16 protein-coding genes are annotated in these 20895 nt (G+C 59.4%); 11 read left to right on the forward strand and 5 right to left on the reverse strand.

Going from position 1 to position 20895, the window contains the following annotated elements:
- Window positions 1-7: 7 nt before the first annotated feature.
- Entirely contained in the window at window positions 8-1237 is a 1230-nt protein-coding gene (locus AAFH49_RS05480; protein ID WP_342296497.1) for an HD domain-containing protein, read from the reverse strand.
- Window positions 1238-1496: 259 nt separating this feature from the next.
- Between AAFH49_RS05480 and porX the strand changes: the two genes are divergently transcribed.
- The gene (porX, locus tag AAFH49_RS05485) at window positions 1497-3065 is read left to right on the forward strand and encodes a T9SS response regulator signal transducer PorX (protein WP_342296498.1); all 1569 of its coding nucleotides are present in this window, start codon (window positions 1497-1499) and stop codon (window positions 3063-3065) included.
- 463 nt (window positions 3066-3528) lie between these two features.
- On the opposite strand, the gene AAFH49_RS05490 is transcribed toward porX, so the two are convergent.
- Together AAFH49_RS05490 and AAFH49_RS05495 are read right to left on the reverse strand one after the other, a co-directional pair.
- A complete protein-coding gene (locus AAFH49_RS05490) occupies window positions 3529-4785 on the reverse strand; it encodes a pyridoxal phosphate-dependent aminotransferase (protein WP_342296499.1) in 1257 nt (418 codons plus the stop codon).
- 71 nt (window positions 4786-4856) lie between these two features.
- Window positions 4857-7253 carry a TonB-dependent receptor domain-containing protein gene (locus AAFH49_RS05495; protein ID WP_342296500.1) on the reverse strand — a complete coding sequence of 799 codons (2397 nt, stop codon included), beginning with the start codon at window positions 7251-7253 and terminating at the stop codon, window positions 4857-4859.
- Window positions 7254-7534: 281 nt separating this feature from the next.
- Here AAFH49_RS05495 and tsaE point away from each other — a divergent pair, with 281 nt between their 5' ends.
- The gene (gene tsaE, locus AAFH49_RS05500; protein ID WP_342296501.1) at window positions 7535-7972 is read left to right on the forward strand and encodes a tRNA (adenosine(37)-N6)-threonylcarbamoyltransferase complex ATPase subunit type 1 TsaE; all 438 of its coding nucleotides are present in this window, start codon (window positions 7535-7537) and stop codon (window positions 7970-7972) included.
- A 96-nt stretch (window positions 7973-8068) separates the two neighbouring features.
- Window positions 8069-9295 carry an alanine dehydrogenase gene (locus AAFH49_RS05505; RefSeq protein WP_342296502.1) on the forward strand — a complete coding sequence of 409 codons (1227 nt, stop codon included), beginning with the start codon at window positions 8069-8071 and terminating at the stop codon, window positions 9293-9295.
- A 19-nt stretch (window positions 9296-9314) separates the two neighbouring features.
- On the opposite strand, the gene AAFH49_RS05510 is transcribed toward AAFH49_RS05505, so the two are convergent.
- Entirely contained in the window at window positions 9315-9776 is a 462-nt protein-coding gene (locus AAFH49_RS05510; protein WP_342296503.1) for a hypothetical protein, read from the reverse strand.
- A gap of 29 nt (window positions 9777-9805) precedes the next feature.
- Complete coding sequence (locus AAFH49_RS05515) at window positions 9806-10714, reverse strand: flavin reductase family protein (protein WP_342296504.1); 909 nt, start codon at window positions 10712-10714, stop codon at window positions 9806-9808.
- A 255-nt stretch (window positions 10715-10969) separates the two neighbouring features.
- Here AAFH49_RS05515 and AAFH49_RS05520 point away from each other — a divergent pair, with 255 nt between their 5' ends.
- The 8 genes from AAFH49_RS05520 (at window position 10970) to AAFH49_RS05555 (ending at window position 20844) form a co-directional block, all read left to right on the forward strand.
- Window positions 10970-12235, forward strand: coding sequence for an MFS transporter (locus tag AAFH49_RS05520; protein ID WP_342296505.1), 1266 nt, complete (start codon window positions 10970-10972; stop codon window positions 12233-12235).
- Window positions 12236-12326: 91 nt separating this feature from the next.
- Window positions 12327-13256, forward strand: a complete 930-nt coding sequence (locus AAFH49_RS05525) for a M28 family peptidase (protein ID WP_342296506.1) — start codon at window positions 12327-12329, stop codon at window positions 13254-13256.
- Window positions 13257-13362: 106 nt separating this feature from the next.
- On the forward strand, window positions 13363-13785 hold the full coding sequence (locus AAFH49_RS05530) for an IS1/IS1595 family N-terminal zinc-binding domain-containing protein (protein WP_342296507.1): 423 nt from the start codon (window positions 13363-13365) through the stop codon (window positions 13783-13785).
- 182 nt (window positions 13786-13967) lie between these two features.
- Window positions 13968-15476: a hypothetical protein gene (locus AAFH49_RS05535; RefSeq protein ID WP_342296508.1), complete on the forward strand. Its 1509-nt coding sequence runs from the start codon at window positions 13968-13970 to the stop codon at window positions 15474-15476.
- A gap of 54 nt (window positions 15477-15530) precedes the next feature.
- Complete coding sequence (locus tag AAFH49_RS05540) at window positions 15531-17024, forward strand: MFS transporter (RefSeq protein WP_342296509.1); 1494 nt, start codon at window positions 15531-15533, stop codon at window positions 17022-17024.
- A 134-nt stretch (window positions 17025-17158) separates the two neighbouring features.
- Window positions 17159-17380 (forward strand): hypothetical protein, encoded by a 222-nt coding sequence (locus AAFH49_RS05545; RefSeq protein WP_342296510.1) that lies wholly within the window; start codon window positions 17159-17161, stop codon window positions 17378-17380.
- Window positions 17381-17528: 148 nt separating this feature from the next.
- Entirely contained in the window at window positions 17529-20342 is a 2814-nt protein-coding gene (locus tag AAFH49_RS05550) for an ATP-binding protein (RefSeq protein ID WP_342296511.1), read from the forward strand.
- Window positions 20343-20466: 124 nt separating this feature from the next.
- Window positions 20467-20844, forward strand: a complete 378-nt coding sequence (locus AAFH49_RS05555; RefSeq protein WP_342296512.1) for a response regulator transcription factor — start codon at window positions 20467-20469, stop codon at window positions 20842-20844.
- Window positions 20845-20895 lie beyond the last annotated feature (51 nt).

Raw genomic sequence — 20895 nt, forward strand, 5'->3', positions numbered from 1 at the left:
GTGGACGCTACACAATCTCCTTCGGGTAGCAGATATAAAACTTCTCCACGCGCTGGCTCAGGGCGCGGATGTTGGGCAAGTCCGACGCATCCATTACGTTCACCACATCGCCTTTTTTGGTCAGGATTTCTATGGGTTCCTGGCTTTCGGCGTTGTAGGCGCTGTTGCTGAGGCGGCCCGAAATCATGAGCAGTTCGGCTTCTTCCATCGGCAGGTGGAACTTCTCGGCGATGAGCTCCTGAATGCCGAGGCGGAATTCCTCGTCGAACGGCTCGGGGGCCAGCACGATTTTGAGCAGATTGCGGTGCAGGATGCTCTTGGCGAGGTAGCTGAGTACGATATCCGAATGCCCGGCCCAGGCTTTGATAGCCGACCAGATGTCGTAATCGTCAAGCTCCACGAAATGGCTGAGGATTTTCTCGTTTTTCTCGAACTCGTCCAGGCTCACGGCGCGGCCCAGGAAGTAGCCCAGGCAGCTGTTGGCGGGCACTTCCACGCCACGGCGGGCCAGGTCGCGGGCGCGCTGCACCACGCGGATGACCATTTGCTCAGCCGAGGTCACGGTTTTGTGCAGGTACACCTGCCAGTACATCAGCCGCCGGCTCACCAGGAAATTCTCGACCGAGTACACGGCTTTCTCTTCCAGTACCAGCCGCTCCTCGTGCACGCGCAGCATTTTGATGAGGCGGTCGGCCCCGGGGCGGCCTTCCTCAACGCCGGTGTAGAAGGAGTCGCGGTTGAGGTAATCGAGGCGGTCCATGTCGAGCTGGCTGCTCACCAGCTGGTGAAAAAACGGCCGCTTGTAGGTGCCCTTGAACATCTCAATGGCCAAATCGAGCTTGCCGTGAAATTCCTTGTTCAGGCGCTCCATCAAAAAAAGCGACAGCTGCTCGTGCGGCACATCTTGGAAAATGGCCGTTTCCAGGGCGTGGGATAGGGGGCCGTGACCTACGTCGTGCAATAGAATTGCAGCCATTGCAGCCTCGCCCTCGGCGGCCGAAATCTTCACGCCCTTATCCTTGAGCGTGCGCAGGGCCAGCGACATCAGGTGCATGGCGCCCAGCGCGTGGTGAAAGCGCGTGTGCAGCGCCCCGGGGTACACAAAGCCGGTGAGGCCGAGCTGCTGGATACGCCGCAGCCGCTGAAAATACCGGTGTTCAATCAGGTCAAACAGGAACTCCGTCGGGATGGTGACGAAGCCGTAAACGGGGTCGTTGAAGATTTTCTTTTTGTTCACGGAACGGGCGGGGAGGGGATGACGGGCAGAAAACAGAACAGTAGAAATACGGAGCGAATGGGCAAAAACAGGCAACATTTGCAGCGCCCGCCCGTCAATAACTGAACGCGAAGCTACGGCAGGCCGTTTGGGCAAGCTCAACCCTTTACGGGAAGCTGGCCGCGCCAACGTTGTCAGCTTTCTATATATCCATTCGGGACGTCTTACGTTAACTTGATTAACCAAGACGCCAAAGTCCCCAAGACCTCAAGTCCCCACTATGCAACAAACCACCATTCTCTGGGCCGACGACGAAATCGACCTGCTCAAGCCGCACCTGCTGTTTCTCAAGGAAAAAGGCTACGACGTAACGCCCGTCAACAGCGGCGCGGATGCCATTGAGGAGATTCAGGAAAAGAGCTACGACCTCGTGTTTCTCGATGAGAACATGCCCGGCCTCACCGGCCTGCAAACGCTCACCGAAATCAAGGCCATCCGCCCCACCGTGCCCGTGGTGATGATTACCAAGAGCGAGGAAGAGCACATTATGGAGTCGGCCATCGGCGCTAAAATTGCGGATTACCTGATTAAACCGGTGAACCCCAGTCAGATTCTGCTGTCGGTGAAAAAGGTGCTTGACAACAAGCGCCTCGTGAGCGAAGCCACTAACTCGGGCTACCAGCGCGATTTCCGCCAGCTCGGTATGCAGCTTTCTGACCGCCTTTCGCCCTCCGAGTGGGCCGACGTGTACAAGAAGCTGGTGTACTGGGAGCTTGAAATCAATGAAACTGAAGGCAAGAGCATGGCCGAGGTTTTCAACATGCAGAAGGACGAAGCCAACACGTATTTCGGCCGCTTCATCACCGAGAACTACGAAGACTGGGTGGACGGCAGCGACAAGGACGCGCCGCTCATGTCGCACCAACTGTTCAAGGAGCGGGTGTTTCCCACGCTAAAGGCCACCGGCGACACGCCCGTGTACTTCGTGCTAATTGACAACCTGCGCTACGACCAGTGGAAAGTGCTGGAGCCAATTATCACCGAGATGTTTACGGTGGACAGCGAGGAGATGTACTACGCCATTCTGCCGACCACTACGGCCTATGCGCGGAACGCCATTTTCTCGGGCATGATGCCGAGTGAAATCCAAAAAAAATACCCTAACCTGTGGGTGACTGACGACGACGACGAAGGCAAAAACCTGCACGAGGCCGAGTTCATGGAAATCAACTTCCAAAAGAACAACCAGAAGGCCAAGCACAGCTACCACAAGGTGACCAACCTGCAGGCTGGCAAGGACTTGCTGAGCAAAATGAGCAACCTGCACAACAACTACAAGTGCAACGTCATCGTCTACAACTTCGTGGATATGCTCTCGCACGCCCGCACCGACATGGCCATGATTCGGGAGCTGGCGGCCGACGAATCGGCCTACCGCAGCATCACCCGCTCGTGGTTCCTGCACTCGCCGCTGTATGAAATGATGCAGCAGATTGCCGAGAAAAAAGGCAAGCTCATCATCACCACCGACCACGGCACCATCCGTTGCAAGCGCCCCTATAAGATTGTGGGCGACCGCAATACAAACACCAACTTGCGCTACAAGCACGGCAAAAACCTGGGCTTCGAAGATTCGCGCGACGTGTACGTGGTGCGCAAGCCGGAATCCATTTTCCTGCCCCGTGAGAATGTGAGCACGGCGTATGTATTTACGATTGGCGATTATTTCTTCGCCTATCCGAATAACTACAATTACTACGTGAACTACTACAAGGACACGTTCCAGCACGGCGGTATTTCGCTGGAGGAATGCATTATTCCTTATGTGACGCTCACGGCGAAAGGTTGATAAATAGTAAGTTAATCGCAAGATTTTCCCTTAATTAAAAAGGCGCGAGATTACCTATATAAGGTTCGCATATTGAAGAGCCAAAACAAAAAAAAGGCTGCCAATTCTGGCGGCCTTTTTTTGTTTTAACATTGCCAATGACCGCTATGACGGTGATGATATAGAAAGTGAACATCCATCTCATCAGCGTCCTGCCGAATTTGACTTAAGGCCTTACGCTTTAAGGCGCGATGCCTTCTCCATAGCAGTTGGGTGTAAGCTTTACCGGGGTGATAAACTCCATATGAGACGCTACTGTAAAGCCGGATGCGCCCTTTTTGCCACGCCGTCCAAGCCCAGCGTTTTTTTGGTTGTTTCATGTGAATTATAGGTTGGTACCTACAATTCGTGACATGTAGCCGCTTGACGTTTCATGGGTAATGCAATGAATATTGCGCAATAAAAATACACAATAAGCTAATTATTATTTCAGCTTATCCAGTGCCGCCTTCAAACGCGGTAGCGCGGCCTGAATCGAATCCACTGTCTCAGCCCCAACCGAGGCGCGGAACCAAGGCTCCGAGGCCGGTGAGCCGAATGCTGAAAATGGCACCAGCGCCAGCTTGGCTTCGGCGATGAGGTAGGAGGTAAGCTCGGCGGTGGTGGTGAGGATGGTGCCGTCGGGGGCGGTGCGACCGAGCACGTCGATTTTGGCGGTGAGGTAGATGGCCCCGGCGGGTGCCACGGCATCGACGGGGTAACCCTGGGCTTTCAACTCTTTCAAACCGTCGAAAAGAGCGGTCAGGGAGGTTTGCAGGCGACCTTTGATGCTGGTTAGGAACTCATCGACGGCGGCGGTTTGGGGCAGAAATTTGCCCATGGCCACCTGTTCGGCTTTGGGAGCCCAGGCCCCGACGTGGCCCAGGATGGATTTCATCTTGTCGATGATGGTGGTGGGGCCGAAGCTGTAGCCCACGCGCACGCCAGTGGCGGCGAAGCACTTTGACGTGCCATCGATGTAGATGACGTAGTCGCGCAGCTCGGGGCGCAGGCTGACGGGGTCGTAGTGCTTGGCTTCGCCGAAGGTGAGGAGCCAGTAAATCTGGTCGTAAAGCACGTAGAGCGGCTTTTCATCGGGGCCACGGCGCTTGTTTTCGGCAATCACCAAGTCGCAGATTTCCTCCAGACCTTCCTTGGTGAATACGGTGCCGGTGGGGTTCAGCGGCGAGCAGAGGGCCAGCAGGTTGGCACCCGCTACGTGCGGCGCCAGGTCGGCGGCCGTGGGCATGAAGTTGTTTTCGGGCCGGGTGGGCACGGCTACGGGCGTAGCCCCTACCAGGTGGCAGTAGTGGTTGTTGTTCCAGCTGGGCAGCGGGAAAATGGCGCGGTCGCCTTCGTCGAGCAGGGCGCGGTAGGTGGCGTAGATGAGCGGGCGCGAGCCGCCGGCAATGAGAATATCATTAGCCGAATATTCCAGGCCCTGGCGGGTTTTTAGGAATGCCGAGACGCTGTCGCGCAACTCGCCCATGCCAGCGGCGGGCGGGTAGTTGGTCATGCCAGCCTGGTAGGCACCGATGATGCCGGCGGTGAGCCCGGCCGGAATTGGAAAAATTTTCGAGTCGAAATCACCGATGGTCAGGTTGCAGATGTTTGCGCCCTGGCGCACCTGCTCGCTTACTTGGTTGCCAATTCGAATGATTTCGGAGCCGATGAGGCCGGCTGCCATCTTGGATACTTGCATGGGAAAACGGAGAAATGAATGCCGCTTCGGCCCACGAAGGTATTTCAGCGCCGTCGGAAACGCCCGCTTTTTTAGCCGGCGCGGCGCTTTTCGTCTTCGGCCCCGCCGGTGCGGCGGCGGGTGGGGGCCAGCTTCTGGTTGCCGAAGCGGTAGGTGAAGGCCAGGGTAACGACCCGCGAATCGAACCGCTGGTAAAAACGCTCCTGATAGTTGTCGTAGGTCGACGTAGCGCGGGTTTTCTGGGTGTAGAACAAGTCGGCTACGTTCAGCTTGAAATTGCCTTTTTTGTCCCATACACTCTTCGAAATGCCGGCCGTGAGCTGGCCCTGGGGCCGTAAATCGAAGAAGCCGTAGAGCTGGCGCGATTGGTACGAGCCGGTGAGGTCGGCCCCCCAGCCGTGGCCCAGCGTGAAGGTGCTGGTGGAGGTGGCGTTGAAGGCGGGCTGGCCTTTGTCGAGGGACGTGCCGGCCAGGCTGCCGATGAAGCGGGCGTAGTACACTACCACGTTGTTGTTGGTGCTCCACCACTTGGCGGGCTCCAGGGCGGCGCTCAGAGTGAGGGTGTAAGTGTCCTGGCGGTCGAGGTTGATGTCCCGCGCCACCACGAAATTGCCGCCGCCCGGCGCGGGCTGCACCGCGTTGATGATGGGGTTGTTGGTGATGGACCAGGCCAGCTCGGTGGTGAATTTCTGCTTGAAAGTGTGGCTCAACTCCAGGTTGTAGCTGGTTTGGGGCAGTAGCGTGGGGTTGCCCGAGCCGTAGGTAGTCGCGTCGATGTAGGTGCGGAAGGGGTTGAGCTGGTTGTAGGTGGGCCGGTCGATGCGGCGGCTCAGGGAGAGGGACAGCTCGTGCTGCGCGCTCAGGCTGCGGCGGATGGCGGCGCTAGGAAACAACTGCACGTAGTGGCGCGGGGCGAAGGGCTCGTCGCCCACTTCCTGCTGGCCAGTGGCGTTGGTTTGCTCGGCGCGCAGGCCGGCGGTGAGGGTGGTTTTGGGCGTGGTTTGGGTGATGGTGACGTAGCCGGCGTTGATGTTTTCGTGGTAGATGAAGTGGTTGGACTGGTTGGTGTCGATGGTCGTTTGGCCGTCCTGGGTGTTGGTAAACAACACGTTGTTGTCGGAATTGACCAGGCTGGTTTTCACGCCCGCTTCCAGCTTGGTCAGCTTGTTGAGCGGCTGGGTGTAATCGGCCTTGAACGACTGAATGGTGAGTGTACCGCGCTGGTCGCTGTCGAGTATCACGGGGCTTTGCACCGGCAAGCTGAAATTGGTGGTGAGCGTCTGGAGCCGGATGCTGCGATACTGGGCGTAGTCGGCATCGGCGGTCAGCTCGCGGGCGCCGAGCGAGTCGGCAAATACATGCTTGAAATTGAGGTTAGCGGCGGCGTTGGGAAAGCGCAGGGCGCGGTCGTTATCAGCCTGGTAGCGGCGGATGGGCACGCCGGTGGCGTCGGCCTGCACGGCGGTGCTGGTGCCGTCCTGGGGCACGCGCACGGCCTGGCCATTCACGGAAAGGCCCACAGTGGTGCGCTCGGTCAGGTTGTAGTCGAGCCCGGCTTTATAAGTATGGGCGAAATTTCGGACGTGCACAAAGTTTTCCTGGTCGCTGGTGCCCGTGATTTGGCCGGTGCTCAGGAAGTCGCGGTGAATGGTCAGGGCCTGAAAGCCCTCGCGGTCGGCGTAGCCGTAGGTGCCAAACACGTTGAGCTTGCCTTGCCGGTGGTTTAGCGTGAGGCTGGTGTTGTACTTGTTGTACTGGCCGCGGCCGAAACTGGCGCTCAGATTGCCGTTGGTGCCTTGGCGCTGGTCTTTTTTGAGGTTGATAGCGATGATGCCGGCACTGCCCTGGGCATCGTACTTGGCGGGCGGGTTGGTGATGAGCTCGATGTTTTTGAGCTGGTCGGCGGGCAGATTGCGGAGGTAGTCGGCCAGCTCGGTGCCCGTCATGGCCACGCGCTTGCCGTCAATCATCACCAGCACGCCCTGGCGGCCCTTCAGGCTGAGGTTGTCGCCGTTGCCCACCGTCACGCCCGGCGAGCGGGCCAGCACGTCGAGCGTGGTGGAGCCGGCCGAGAGCGGACTGTCTTCCACGTTCACAATGGTCCGGTCGGCTTGGCGCTCAAACAAGGGCTTGTGTCCTGTTACGGTCACTTCCTTCAAATCCGTAGCCGCGCTAGCCTGGATGTCAAACGCCGGTAGCGCCAGCCCGGCGGCCGGCAGCTCAAACGGCGCACTCCAAAACCGCACAAACCCCACCTGCGCCGCCGAAACCCGGTACCGGGCCCCGCTCGGCGCTTCCAGCTGAAACCGGCCCCGCGCATCGCTGAATTCTGATTTAACAACAGTGGAATCAGCGGCGCGGTGCAGGGTGATGGTGGCAAATTCCACGGGCGCACCTGCTGCCAGCACCGAGCCGCTCACTGCAACCCGGGTTTGACCCGCAGCCGCGAAAGCGGACAGGAGAAGCAAAAACAAATATCCGCCGCGAGCGGAAAACGACCGATGCAGAAAATAGGAGAGCAACATATAGCAATTAGACTGAATGGGCTTCAAGGACCATTAGCCGTATTTGTAAGTTGCACAGGCCTGTGTTGAACAGGTGTTGGTCAATTGTAAGCGCTTCGAAAGCCGATGGATAGGAGCTTTGAAATGAATTGCTTAGCGAAATCAGCAAAGGATATAGGCGTGGTTTTGACAGCAATGCGTCAAAAAAAAGCCTGTTTCTGGCCATAAGGCGGTATTTTCGCCAAATGCTTCCTCTTACGCTCACCGTTCCTTCCCTGGCGGCCCTGCCCGCCGCCGCCGCCCGCCTGCAAGCCGCCATTGCCGAAGCTGGCTGCGCGGTAATAGCCTTCGAGGGCGAGATGGGCGCGGGCAAAACCACCCTCATCCGGGCACTGGCCGGCGCGCTGGGCGTGGCCGACGACGTGAGCAGCCCCACCTTCGCCCTGGTCAACGAGTACCGCGATGCCCGCGACACGCCCATCTATCATTTTGACTTCTACCGCATTGACTCCATTGCCGAAGCGGAGCAAATGGGCGCGGCGGAGTACCTCGATTCCGGGTATCTTTGTTTGGTAGAATGGCCGGCCCGCGTGGCGGCCCTTTTGCCGGTGCCCCACCTCGAAGTGCGCATCCAGGTATTGCCCGACGAAACCCGCGAAATAGAATTGAAAATTATTAATTAAGAATTAGAAATTGTCTTCGCATCACGCTCTGTGCGAAGTAATTATTGATTGCTCGTAATTTTTAATTCCCAATTTATAATTTATAATTCCCCAAAAATGCCCGAGCAGCTACCCTCCGGTTTTGAATCCTTGGCCACCAGCCGCGCCTATTTCACGCAGGAATCGATGCTGGCCGTGGAAACGCGCAAACGCAAGCTCTTCATCGGGATGCCGCGCGAAACCTCGCTCCAGGAAAACCGCCTCGGCCTCACGCCCGAAGCCGTGCAGCACCTCGTCTCGGCCGGGCACGAAGTAGTGATGGAAGCCGGCGCGGGCGAGCCCAGCAAGTACGCCGACCACGCCTATTCCGAAGCTGGCGCCCAGATTGCCTACTCCACCGAGGAAGTTTTCAAGGCCGACATTCTGCTGAAAGTAGCCCCGCCCACGCTCGAAGAAATTGAGCTGCTGCACCCCGGCCAAACCCTGATTTCGGCCCTGCAAATGGGCTCGATGACCTCAGAATACATCGCGGCCCTCTCGCGCAAAAAAATCAACGCCATCGGCTTTGAGCTGATGAAAGACCCCAGCGGTGCCCGCCCCGTGGTGCGCGCCATGAGCGAAATCGCGGGCTCGACGGTGATGCTGATTGCGGCCGAATACCTGGCCCGCTCCAACGAGGGCAAGGGCATCATTCTGGGCGGCATCACGGGCGTGCCGCCGTCGCAGGTGGTCATTCTCGGGGCCGGCACGGTGGCCGAGTTCGCCGCCCGCGCCGCTACCGGCCTCGGAGCCGAGGTGAAGGTGTTCGATAACCACCTGTACAAGCTGCGCCGTCTTAAGCACAACCTGGGTATGCAGCTCTACACCAGTACGTTGGATACGTTCGCACTCAGCCAGCAAATCCGCCGGGCCGATGTCGTTATCGGGGCGCTTGCGGTGGAAGACGGTCGCATTCCCTTCATGGTGCCCGAGGAAATGGTGTCCAGCATGGCTTCCGGTTCCGTCATCATCGACGTGAGCATCGACCAGGGCGGCTGCTTCGAAACCAGCGAGATGACCAGCCACAGCAGCCCCATCTTCCGCAAATACGACGTGGTGCACTACTGCGTGCCCAACATCGCCTCCCGCGTGCCCCGCACCGCCACCAACGCGCTGAGCAACATCTTCACGCCCATCCTCCAGGAAATTAGCCAGCACGGCGGCATCAACGAAGTACTGTTCACCAACGAGCATTTCCGCAGCGGCGTCTACATCTACCGCGGCTCGCTGACAAATGCGATGATTGCGAAGAAATTTAATTTGCGGTATAAGGAATTAGGGTTACTGATTGCGGTGCGGAATTAGGAGGGCTTTGGGATGGTGCTCAATGCTTAATAACTAATTCTTCCGTCACTATTTCAAAAGGAGGTGTAGAATCAAGCATTAGTAAATTGCTCAAAAACGGTATTTCATCCCTGAATTCTGAGGGAACGTCTTCATATTTCAAACTTATTATCGGGCATGCTACAAGATGGTAAGTTGAGCCCGCGTAATATGGGCTGGTTTTGTCATACGTGTACAGCCCACGGCGAGCATGCTCCTCGTAGCTAACGATGTACAAACTAAATTCTTGCTCATTTGCAATTGATGCTGCTTTATAGAGATTAGGACTTATTATAATTTGATTTGATATTTCTGGAAGGGCTAAAATTTTAGCATCAAGAGCCAGAGTTTTAGCATCAATCTTAAACGCTTCATCCTTTATAAAAGCTGGTAAATACCCACCTGCCGAAGTAAAGTGAATAAGTGTGCCAGATGCGTCAAATACAAACCAGTCTAAGTCCATATAGATTTGATATTTAGTGTTTGGAAATTTTAATCACATAGAAACGCTTTCCACGCCTCCACCAGCCGCCCTTCAGCCAGAAACTGGCGGCCCAGCTGTAGCAGCTGCTGCTTCAGCTCTGGGGTATCGTCGCGGTATTTGTTTAGCAGGTAGGCTACCATCGGCTCCGCTTTAAAGTCTTCGACTTGCGCCGGCGTGGGCAGGGCGTCGCGCTCGATGTTGGCGAGGCGGCCCAGCTCGTTGCCGGTGAGAACCTCGGAGTTGCGCAGGTGCTCGGGTAGCTGGTCGATGCCGATGCCGATGTGGCGGTTGGGCTTGGGTACTTCAAATAGGCTGGCCCCGCTGGCCCGGCAGTACCAGTCGCCGCCCAGGCGGGCCACCGCGTCCAGCTTGAATGGGTCGATGCCGGTGGCGTCGGGCAACAGAATATCTTGGCGGAAGTGCGCCCGCACCACCCGGCAGATGATGAGGTTGCCGGCCCCGTTGTTCTGGCCCAACTCGATAATCTGCTCTACTACGCACTCGAAGGCCGCCGGTGCTTCGGCCACGCGGGGCGGGCGCACCAGCTCGGAAGCCAACTCGGTGAGGCCGGCTTTGGCGAATTCGTTTACACCCTTGCCGTACTCGGTGCTGGCCAGCGACATCTGCTCCACCAGCGCGTAATCGCAGATGTTGATGACGACTTCGGGCACCTCGCGCACATTTTCCAGCGTGTGCTTTTGGGTATTGTCGCGCACGCGGTTGGCCGGCGAAAACACAAGGATGGGCGGGTTCGAGCTGAAGGCGTTGAAGAAGCTGAAGGGGCTCAGATTCACGCGGCCCTCGGCGTCGATGGTGCTGGCGAAGGCGACCGGGCGCGGGGCCACCGCGCCCACCAGGAACGGGTGCCACTGGGCGGGCGTGAGGTCGGAAGGAGTGAGGGAGTGAAAATCGTTCATAGGTTGCAAAGGAAGTACAGCGGGAAATACCGGCCGGGAGGTAGGCCGTCGGGGCTTGATTGTGCTAAACAACTATCGTTTTTAAAACGAGGGTTGTTCGGGTATAAAGTTCTTATATTCTAACATATTGGATGTTTTCAGCAGGAAATGTTAACGATAAGGGCAGCTATAGTAATAAGTAGATGGCTGGCGCTGCGGCAGCCGTTCAAAAAATAAAGGGTAACGTTGGAGGTTCGTAACCAAATTCTTCTCCCTATGAACCCAACCAAAATTCCGGACCCCAACGCGGTACGCCCCGACGTGGGCTTGTTCAGCGCCATCGTGATTGTGGCATCGCTGGGCTACTTCGTTGATATTTATGACCTTGTGCTCTTTAGCATCGTGCGGGTGCAGAGCCTGAATGACATCGGCATCACCGAGGCTTCGGCCGTGACCAACCAGGGCCTGTACCTACTTAATATGCAGATGGGAGGGATGCTGCTGGGCGGTATTCTATGGGGGATATTGGGCGATAAAAAGGGCCGGTTATCGGTGCTGTTCGGCTCGATTCTACTCTACTCGCTGGCCAATATTGCCAACGGCTTTGTGCAGAATATCGACCAATACGGCTGGCTGCGCCTGATTGCGGGCGTGGGCTTGGCCGGCGAGCTGGGGGCGGGCATCACGCTGGTGGCCGAGACATTGCCCAAGGAAAAGCGGGGCTACGGCACCATGATTGTGGCGTCGGTGGGCGTGAGCGGGGCCGTGGTGGCCTACTTTGTAGGTAGCGAGTTTGGCTGGCGCAATGCGTATTTCATCGGCGGCGGGCTGGGGCTGGCGCTACTGGCGCTGCGGGCCGGCGTGTTCGAGTCGGGCATGTTTGAGCAAACCAAGCAGGGGACTGCCAAGCGCGGCAACTTTCTGAGCCTGTTTACCAATGGTGTGAGGTTTTGGAAGTACCTGCGCTGCCTGTTCGTAGGCATTCCGTTCTGGTTTCTAGCCGGTATTCTCATCACGCTAGCCCCGGAATTTGGCAAAGCGTTTGGCCTGCAAGGCCCGGTTACGGGTGGTCTGAGCATTGCCTGGTGCTATTTCGGTCTCACGCTGGGCGACTTCACTAGCGGCGGCCTCAGCCAGCTACTCAAAAGCCGGATGCGAACCTTGCAGCTGTTCATTATTGGTAGTGCCATTGCGGTGGCCTTCTACCTGTTTGGGCTGCACGGGGCCAGCACCACAACCTTCTACGCCGCCTGCTTTTTCGTGGGCTACACTGGCGGGTTCTGGGCGTTGTTCGTCACGGTTTCGGCCGAGGAATTTGGTACCAATATCCGCTCCACGGTGGCTACTACGGCTCCCAATTTTGCCCGGGGTGCGCTCGTGCTGGTTACCCTTGCTTTCAAAGCATTGAAAGACAATCCTTCATTGGGCATGGTGGGCGCGGCCGCCGTTATTGGTTCCGTGCTGCTGCTGCTGGCCTTTTTTAGTGCCAGCACATTGCCCGAAACCTATGGCAAAGACCTCGACTACGTGGAGGAAGAATAGGCTGCGAGATTTCAATCTGAACGCAGGTTGCCAAACGGCAGCGCCCTTACCGGCGCTGCCGTTTGTGTTTTGGGATATTAGCTTTAGCCGCATGAAATGGGCATTGCTGAGTTTATTCTTCTTCCAAACGGCTGGTCCGGCGCAAGCGGCCAGCCCACCGCCAGCCGACACGGCGCGGCTGCGCCAGCACCTGCGGTTTCTCGTTAGCACGCCGCAGCCGCGCAACTACCAGCACCCGGACGTGCTCGATTCGGTGGCGGCTTACATTCAACGGAATCTGCGGGCAGCCGGGGCGCACTCGGTGGGTGCGCAGCCCTACGCCGTGCGCGGCCAGAAGTACCGCAATGTCCTCGGCTCGTTCGGGCCGGCAGATGGGCCACGCCTGATAATTGGGGCGCACTACGACGTGTGCGGCGACCAGCCGGGTGCCGATGACAACGGCACCGGCGTGGCCGCCCTGCTGGAGCTAGCCCGCCTGCTGGGCCAGCAGCCCGCGCTGCCGTACCGCATCGATTTGGTGGCCTATACGCTGGAAGAGCCGCCGTTTTTCCGCACCCCAAACATGGGCAGCTACGTGCACGCCGCGAGCCTGAAAGCCGCTGGCGTGCCGGTGCGCGGCATGGTAGCGCTCGAAATGCTGGGCTATTATGACGACCGGCGCGGTACCCAGCGCTACCCAATCTGGCCGCTGAAATTTATCTATGGGAGCCGCGGCAACTACGTGACCGTGGCGCAGAAATTTGGTAATGGGCGCTTTGGACGACAGTTTGCGCGGCGCTACCGGGGCGCGGCCACCGTGCCCGTGAAGCGCTTCAAGGCACCGGCTTGGTTGCCGGGTATCGACTTTTCGGACCACCTCAATTACTGGAAATTCGGCTACCAGGCCGTGTTGCTGACAGATACCGCCTTCTACCGCAACCGTAGCTACCACGAGGCTACCGACACCTTGGGCCGGCTGGATATGCGCCGTCTTGGACTAGCCGTAGAAGCGTTGCTGGCTACTGTGCAGATGGGAGAGTAAGCACTCACTAATGAAAATGAATGTAAAATGTGTTATATTCGCTAAAATGGTATAGGTTTGCTGAGTAGCTATAGCTTTTCAGCATTTCACCCGTCTTTTTTGCGCCATGCTAGCCCCCGCCTGCCCCAAATGCGAATCGAAGGAAGCCACCAAAAGTGGCGTGGTGAACGAGCGGCAGCGGTTTCGGTGCAAAACCTGCGGCTACCACTACACCGTGGCCAAGCTGGGCCGCGAGGTGGACAGCTACTACGTCATCAAGGCCCTGCAGCTGTACATTGAGGGCGTGAGCTACCGCGAAATTGAGCGGCTGCTGGGTGTGAGCCACGTGAGCGTGATGAACTGGGTGAAGAAGTACGGCATGCGCGCCCCGCGCCAAACCGACTATCACCCAACCTACAAAATACTCAACCAAGCGGAGTTAGGCGCGTTTTTTCAGGTGCCGGGCAACCTGAAAGGTGCGGGCATGGTGGTGACGGAGCTAGGCGATAAGTTCATGGTGATTCGCTGGGAGCGGTTCCGGGCTCACTAAGTCGCAAAAGATATAGTGCTTACCAAAACGATGCCGGCCGGTAGCTAACGGGCTGGGCATTGTGCTACTTAGCCGGACCAATCGGCTTGGGGCCGGAGCGCGGCCATTAACGGCTGCGGCTCAGCTTCTGAATAACCCGGCAGCTTCGCGGCAACTCTCACCTAAATTCTTCCTTTAGCACGATGCATACTTCCCGCTACGCATTGGCCCTGAGTGGCTTGTTGATGACCGGGGCCGCGTTTGGCCAGGTTGCCCCGCCCGCTACCGGCACGGCTCCTGAGCCCGCCGCGCCCGCGCCGCCGCCCGCCGTGCCCACGCCGACCAAATCGGCTCCCTACGGCCCGGGCATGAAAATCAATCTCTCGCCCGACGGCTCAAAATACCTACGCTTCCTAACCTGGGCCCAGATGTGGGCGCAATACAACGAGAACAACAGCAATACTATCCGCAACGGCAACCCCAGGAGCGACCAGACCACGTTTGGCATCCGGCGGGCGCGCCTGATTATGCTGGCTCAGCTCAACCCCCGGTTTCTGACTTACATCGACCTGGGCATTGAGAACCAAACGGCCCTGAGCGGCGGCCTGCCCAACGACCCTAACGGCACTGGCAAGCGCTCCCCGAATTACATCCACGAAGCTGTGGCTGAATACAAAGTGAATAAATACCTGAGCGTGGGGGGCGGCCTGAACTACCAGGTAGGCGTGTCGCGGATGACGGCCGCCAGCACGGCTACCATGATGACTTACGACATCCCGGTCACCAATTTTCCCACGCTGGACCAAACCGACCAGTTTGGCTTCTTCCTGGGCTTTTATGGCCATGGCCGGATTGGCGGGTTTGACTACCGCGTGGCTATTGATGATGCCTTTGCCACCAACACGGCCGGCAACAGCCTCCAGCTTACCACGGCCAATCCCACCGGCCTGCGCACCAACGTGGCGCAGTTCAACCCGCGCAATACCAACAAGATTTACCAGGGCTATTTCAGCTACTCGTTTTTCGAGAAGGAGGCCAACCTGCTGCCCTTCACCACGGGTACCTACCTGGGCACGAAGAAGGTGTTCAACGTCGGGGCGGGCTTCCATTACAATGCCGAAGGCACTTACTCGCGCGACCAGGACTACGTAATTAACCCGGGCACGCACACCCACGACATCAAGCTCTTCGGGGTCGATGCCTTTTACGATGCGCCGATTGATACTACCTCAAACACGGCCCTCACGCTGTATGCCGTGTACTACAACTATGATTTCGGCCCCAATTATGTGCGCAACGCCGGGTTGCTGAACCCGGGTTCCAGTGTGGCGGTCGGTAGCACCGGCCCATCTAACCTGTATGGTAATGCGCTGCCGCTCATCGGCACGGGCCACAGCTACTACGCCCAGGCCGGCCTGCTGCTGCCCAAAAAGTTGCTGGGCCCGAAAGCCCGCCTCCAGCCCTACGTGGCCTACCTGCGCAACGAGTGGGAAGGCCTGCACGACACCAGCGGCAACCGCAAATCGGTGAACGTGTACGATGCCGGCCTGAACCTGCTGCTCGACGGCCACAACGCCAAAGTGACGCTCAACTACCGCGCCCGGCCCGATTTCTCGGACCAGACCTTCATCCCCGCCAACAACGGTGCGGCCACCGTCAACAGCGTGCAGTACCGCCCCGAGGTCACCCTGCAGCTCCAGGTGTACCTGTAGGGCCGGCGGCACTTCCTTCGCTTTCACACCTCATCTTTTTTTGCTGAAATTCCCATGGAACAAAGTTTGAAGCCGGCCTACGCGGCGGCGGCGGATGCCCCGGCAGCGCACGACAACAACACGACCTCGACCAGTCAAATCTGGCAGGTTATCACGGCCTCGTCGGTGGGTACGGTGATTGAGTGGTACGATTTCTACATTTTTGGCTCGCTGGCGGCCATCATCGGGCCGGTGCTGTTTGGGCAGTCCGGCGATATTACCAAGTCGTTGCTGGGGGCGCTGGCCGTGTTCGGGGCGGGCTTCGTGGTGCGGCCGTTTGGGGCCGTATTCTTTGGCCGCATCGGCGACATGATTGGGCGGAAATACACTTTCCTGGTCACGCTGCTGATTATGGGCGGGGCCACGTTCATCACCGGCCTCATTCCGAGCTATGATTCCATTGGCATTGCGGCCCCGGTTATCGTGGTGATTTTGCGCCTGTTGCAGGGGCTGGCCCTGGGCGGCGAGTATGGTGGCGCAGCTACTTACGTGGCCGAATACGCTCCCGACCAGAAACGCGGCTACTACACCAGCTTCATCCAGATTACGGCCACCGGCGGCCTCATTCTCAGCATCACCGTCATCCTCATCACCCGCAAACTGATGGGCGAGCCCGCCTTCAAGGAGTGGGGCTGGCGCATTCCGTTCCTGCTCTCGGGCTTCCTGGTTATTGCCTCGTACTACATCCGCCGCCGGCTGCACGAGTCGCCGCTGTTTGCCAAAGCTAAGGCCACCGGCACCACCAGCAAAAGTCCCTTGCGCGATTCCTTCGTGAACCCCATCAACCGCCGCCTGGTGCTCATTGCGCTGTTCGGCGCTACTATGGGCCAGGGCGTTATCTTCTACACCAGCCAGTTTCAGGCCTTCACCTTCATGAATGCCACGCTGAAACTCGACATCGTTGATTCGAGCATCATCATGGTGGTTTCGATGCTGCTGGCCACGCCGCTGTTCGTGTATTTTGGTTCGCTGTCGGACCGCATTGGCCGCAAGAAAATCATCATGACGGGTATGATTTGTGGGGCGCTGTTCACCATGCCGCTGTTCTACGGCATCAAGGCCTTTGCCGGGCCGCTCACCGAAATCACGCCCGCTACGGTGGATGCCGCCGGCAAAGCCGTGCCCGCCGTCATGAAAGCCCTCACGCCCAACGTGCCGGCCATGATTGCGCTGGTGTTCTGCCTCGTCGTGTTCGTGACGATGGTGTACGGCCCCATCGCCGCCTACCTCGTTGAGCTGTTCCCCACCAAAGTGCGCTACACGTCGCTTTCGGTGCCGTATCATATTGGCAATGGCATCTTCGGCGGCTTCGTGCCGCTGGTGGCCACGTCCATCGGTGTGTGGGCGGCCGCGCAGCCAGCCGGCACGTTTGCCAAGGAGCACAGCAGCATCGTGGGCCTGATTTACCCGGTGGTTATCGCCCTGATTTGCTTCCTCGTCGGCGTGGCTTATATGAAAGACGTGCGCAACGTGAAGCTCATTGAAGACCAGCCTTCTCCGGCCGCTTAGGTAGCCCGTAACGCGACCAACCCACGCCCGAAAAAGCCGCTGGTCCGCTGGGCCAGCGGCTTTTTTACTAAATTGACGAGCGGCCGCTTTCCCCGGCGCACCGGCTCCTGATGCCTGCCAAACCTCCGTTTCCCGTGTCCTCCCATCCCCATCCTGAACGCACGGAATCGCGCCGGGGCCACCGGCTGCTGTTCTTAGCCGTGCTGTTCGGCGTGCTGCTCAATTTCCCCCTGCTGGCCGTGTTCGACCACGACGGGCGGGTGGGCGGCGTGCCGGTGCTCTACCTGTATGTGTTGCTGCTATGGGCTGTGCTGGTTGGGCTGACGGCTTGGCTGGTACGGGAGAGGAGGGAGTGAAAACGCGTGTTCGCCGCCTGTCATCCTGAGCGGAGCGAAGGACCTTATCACGCTTGCGCCAGTTGATTACTGCAAACCGTTCAGCGGTAATAAGGTCCTTCGCTCCGCTCAGGATGACAAACTTTTACCAACCCACCACCCCACCAAAATGTCCAAGCTGCTCGTCATCGGCTTTTCCTTCGGCTACCTGGCCCTGCTTTTCGGCGTGGCCTACGCCGCTGAGCGCCGCTCTGCCGCCCGGAAAAGCTTGGTGAGCAACCCCTACATCTACGCCCTGAGCATGGCCGTGTACTGCACGGCCTGGACGTACTACGGCTCGGTAGGCCGGGCGGCGCACAACGGGCTGGAGTTCGTGGGCATCTACCTCGGCCCCACGCTGCTGGCCCCGGTGTGGTGGCTGGTGCTGCGCAAGATTATTCGCGTGAGCCGGCAGCAGCGCCTCACCTCCATTGCCGATTTTATTTCGGCCCGCTACGGCAAGAGCGCGGCGCTGGGCGCGCTGGTTACGGTGGTGTGCGTGCTGGGCATCGTGCCCTACATCGCCCTCCAAATCAAAGCCATTGCTGCCTCGTTCGTGACCCTGACCGGGAGCGGGGCGGGGGCGGGCGGGGCGGCGGCCACCACGGCCCTCTACACTACGGGTGCGCTGGCGGTGTTCACCATCCTGTTCGGGGTGCGGTCGGTGGAGGCTACCGAGCGGCACGAGGGCATTGTGCTGGCCGTGGCCCTGGAAAGCGTGCTGAAGTTGGTAGCCTTTCTGGTGCTGGGCCTGTTCGTCACCTTTGGGCTGTTTCATGGCTTTGCCGACGTATTCGACCAGGCGGCGGCGGTGCCGGCGCTGCGGCAGCTGTTCACGTTACGCGGCTCGGGCACGAGCGGGGCTGAGTGGTTCACACTGCTGGTTCTGAGCATGTCGGCGGTGCTGCTGCTGCCCCGGCAGTTCCAGGTGGCCGTGGTGGAAAATGTCGATGAAAACCACCTCCGCAAGGCCATGTGGCTGTTTCCGCTCTACCTCATCATCATCAATCTATTCGTGCTGCCGGTGGCTTTCAGTGGCATGCTGCGGCTGGGCCACAGCGGCATCGATGCCGATACCTACGTGCTGGCGCTGCCGCTGGCGGCGGGGCACTCGTGGCTGGCGCTGCTCACGTACCTGGGCGGCTTGTCGGCGGCCAGCAGCATGATTATCGTCGAAACCATTGCCCTGAGCGTGATGATGAGCAACCACCTGCTCATGCCGCTGCTGGTGCGCGTGCCCTTAGCCCAGCCCGGGGGCCAGACTCGCTGGTTTGCCTACCTGGGCCGCGTAGCGCTCGAAAGCCGCCGCCTGGCCGTGGTGCTGGTGCTGCTGCTGGCCTACGGCTACTACGCCGAAGTGGGCAAAACCCTCCCGCTGGTGAACACCGGCCTAGTGTCCTTCGCGGCGGTGGCGCAGTTTGTGCCCGCCGTGCTGGGCGGCCTGTACTGGAAGGGCGGCTCGCGGCGCGGGGCCACGGTGGGGCTGCTGGCGGGTTTTGGCATCTGGTTTTTCACGCTGGTGCTGCCCACGCTGGTAGGGCCGGGGCGCTTGCCCGAATCTGTCCTGACCGAGGGCGTGGGCGGCATCAGCGGCTTGCGGCCATTCGCGCTGTTTGGGCTCGAAGGGCTCGATTACCTCTCGCACGGCCTGTTCTGGAGCTGGTTTTTCAACATCGGGCTCTACGTGGGCCTCTCGCTGGCCTGGCCGCCCACGGCGCTTGAGCTGCGGCAGGCCGATGTGTTCGTAGACGTGTTCACGCGCCGCAGCCTGGCCGAGGAAGTGGCCGGCTGGCAGGGGAGGACCCCCTTCCCCGACGTGCGCGCCCTGCTGCTAGGCTTCCTCGGGAAGAAGCGCACCAATCAGGCCCTGCGCACCTTCGCCACCCGCTTCCCCGACGCGCTTCCCTCCGAAAACCCAGCAGAAACCGCTCAACTGCCAATTCCAGCCGACCCGCGCCTGCTCACCTACGCCGAGAAGCTGCTGGCCGGCAGCCTCGGCCCGGCCAGCGCCCGGATGCTGGTGGCCTCGGTGGCCGGGGCCGAGCAAATCAGCTACGACAGCGTGGTGGGCATTCTCAAGGAGAGCCAGCAGCTGCTCGAAGCCAACCGCCAGCTCCAGAAGCAGAGCCGCCAGCTTCAGCGCCTTACCGACGAACTACGTGCCGCCTACGACCAGCTCCAGGCCCTCGACCATCGCAAGGACGAATTCCTATACACCGTGACCCACGAGCTGCGCACGCCCCTCACCAGCATCCGGGCGCTGGCCGAAATCCTGGCCGACAACCCCGATTTGGAAACCGAGGAGCGCCAGCATTTCCAGCTCACCATCGGCCGCGAGGCCGAGCGCCTCACCCGCCTCATCTCCCTGGTGCTCGATTTGGAGAAGTTCGAATCGGGCCAGGCCACCCTGGACCGCGCCCCCGTGCCCGTGGCCGACCTCGTGGCCGAAGCCCTCGATGCCGTGGGCCAGCTCCTGCGCTACAAGCACATCACCCTGCACGTCGATATCCCCGTCGACCTGCCCGTCCTCCACGCCGACCGCGACCGCCTCATGCAGGTCCTCGTCAACCTGCTTTCCAATGCCATCAAAGCCTGCCACCCCGACGGCCAGGGCCGCATCGCCGTGCTGGCCTGGCCCACCGCCGACGTGCTCCTGCTCTGCGTGGAAGACAACGGCCGGGGCATCTCGCCCGCCGCCCAGCACCTCATCTTCGACAAGTTTTACCAGGCCCAGCACCAGACCACCCGCAAGCCCGAAGGCACCGGCCTGGGCCTGGCCATCACCCGCAAAATCGTGGAGCTCCACCACGGCCGCATCTGGGTCGAAAGCAGCCTGGAGCAGGGTGCCCGCTTCTTTATCGAGCTGCCGCTGGCCGGGAGCGGAAGGGAGGAAGCGGAAATCGAAACTGTCATCCTGAGCGCAGCGAAGGACCTTATCAAGTAAGAACAAATTGCAGCAATCTCAAACAGCACGCGTGATAAGGTCCTTCGCTGCGCTCAGGATGACAGCCGATTGAACCCCGGCCCTTTATTTCTACCTCCCTCACCACCCGCCTCCACCCATCTGCATGAAAACCCCCCACATCCTTATCGTCGACGACGAGCCCAACATCGTCATGTCGCTTGAATTCCTGATGCGCAAAAACGGCTTCCAGGTCGGCATCGCCCGCAACGGCACCGAAGCCCTGGCCGCCATCGACCAAACCCCCTACGACCTCATTCTCCTCGACATCATGATGCCCGACGTGGACGGCCTGCAGGTGTGCCGCGAGCTCCGCCAGCGCCCCGACCGCGCCGCCACCAAAGTCATTTTCCTCTCTGCTAAAAGCCGCGAAGCCGACATCCAAAAAGGCTACGAAGTAGGGGCCGACCTCTACATTCCCAAGCCCTTCAGCACCCGCCAGCTCATGGAAAAAGTCCGCGAGCTGCTGGGCGTAGCCGCCTGAATTGTAGCGCGGACTTTTAGTCCGCGCCGGAGCTGTCCTGACATTCCCACT

Origin of the sequence: Hymenobacter segetis (assembly GCF_038448715.1) — a bacterium.
In the GTDB taxonomy this organism is placed as follows: Bacteria; Bacteroidota; Bacteroidia; order Cytophagales; family Hymenobacteraceae; genus Hymenobacter; species Hymenobacter segetis.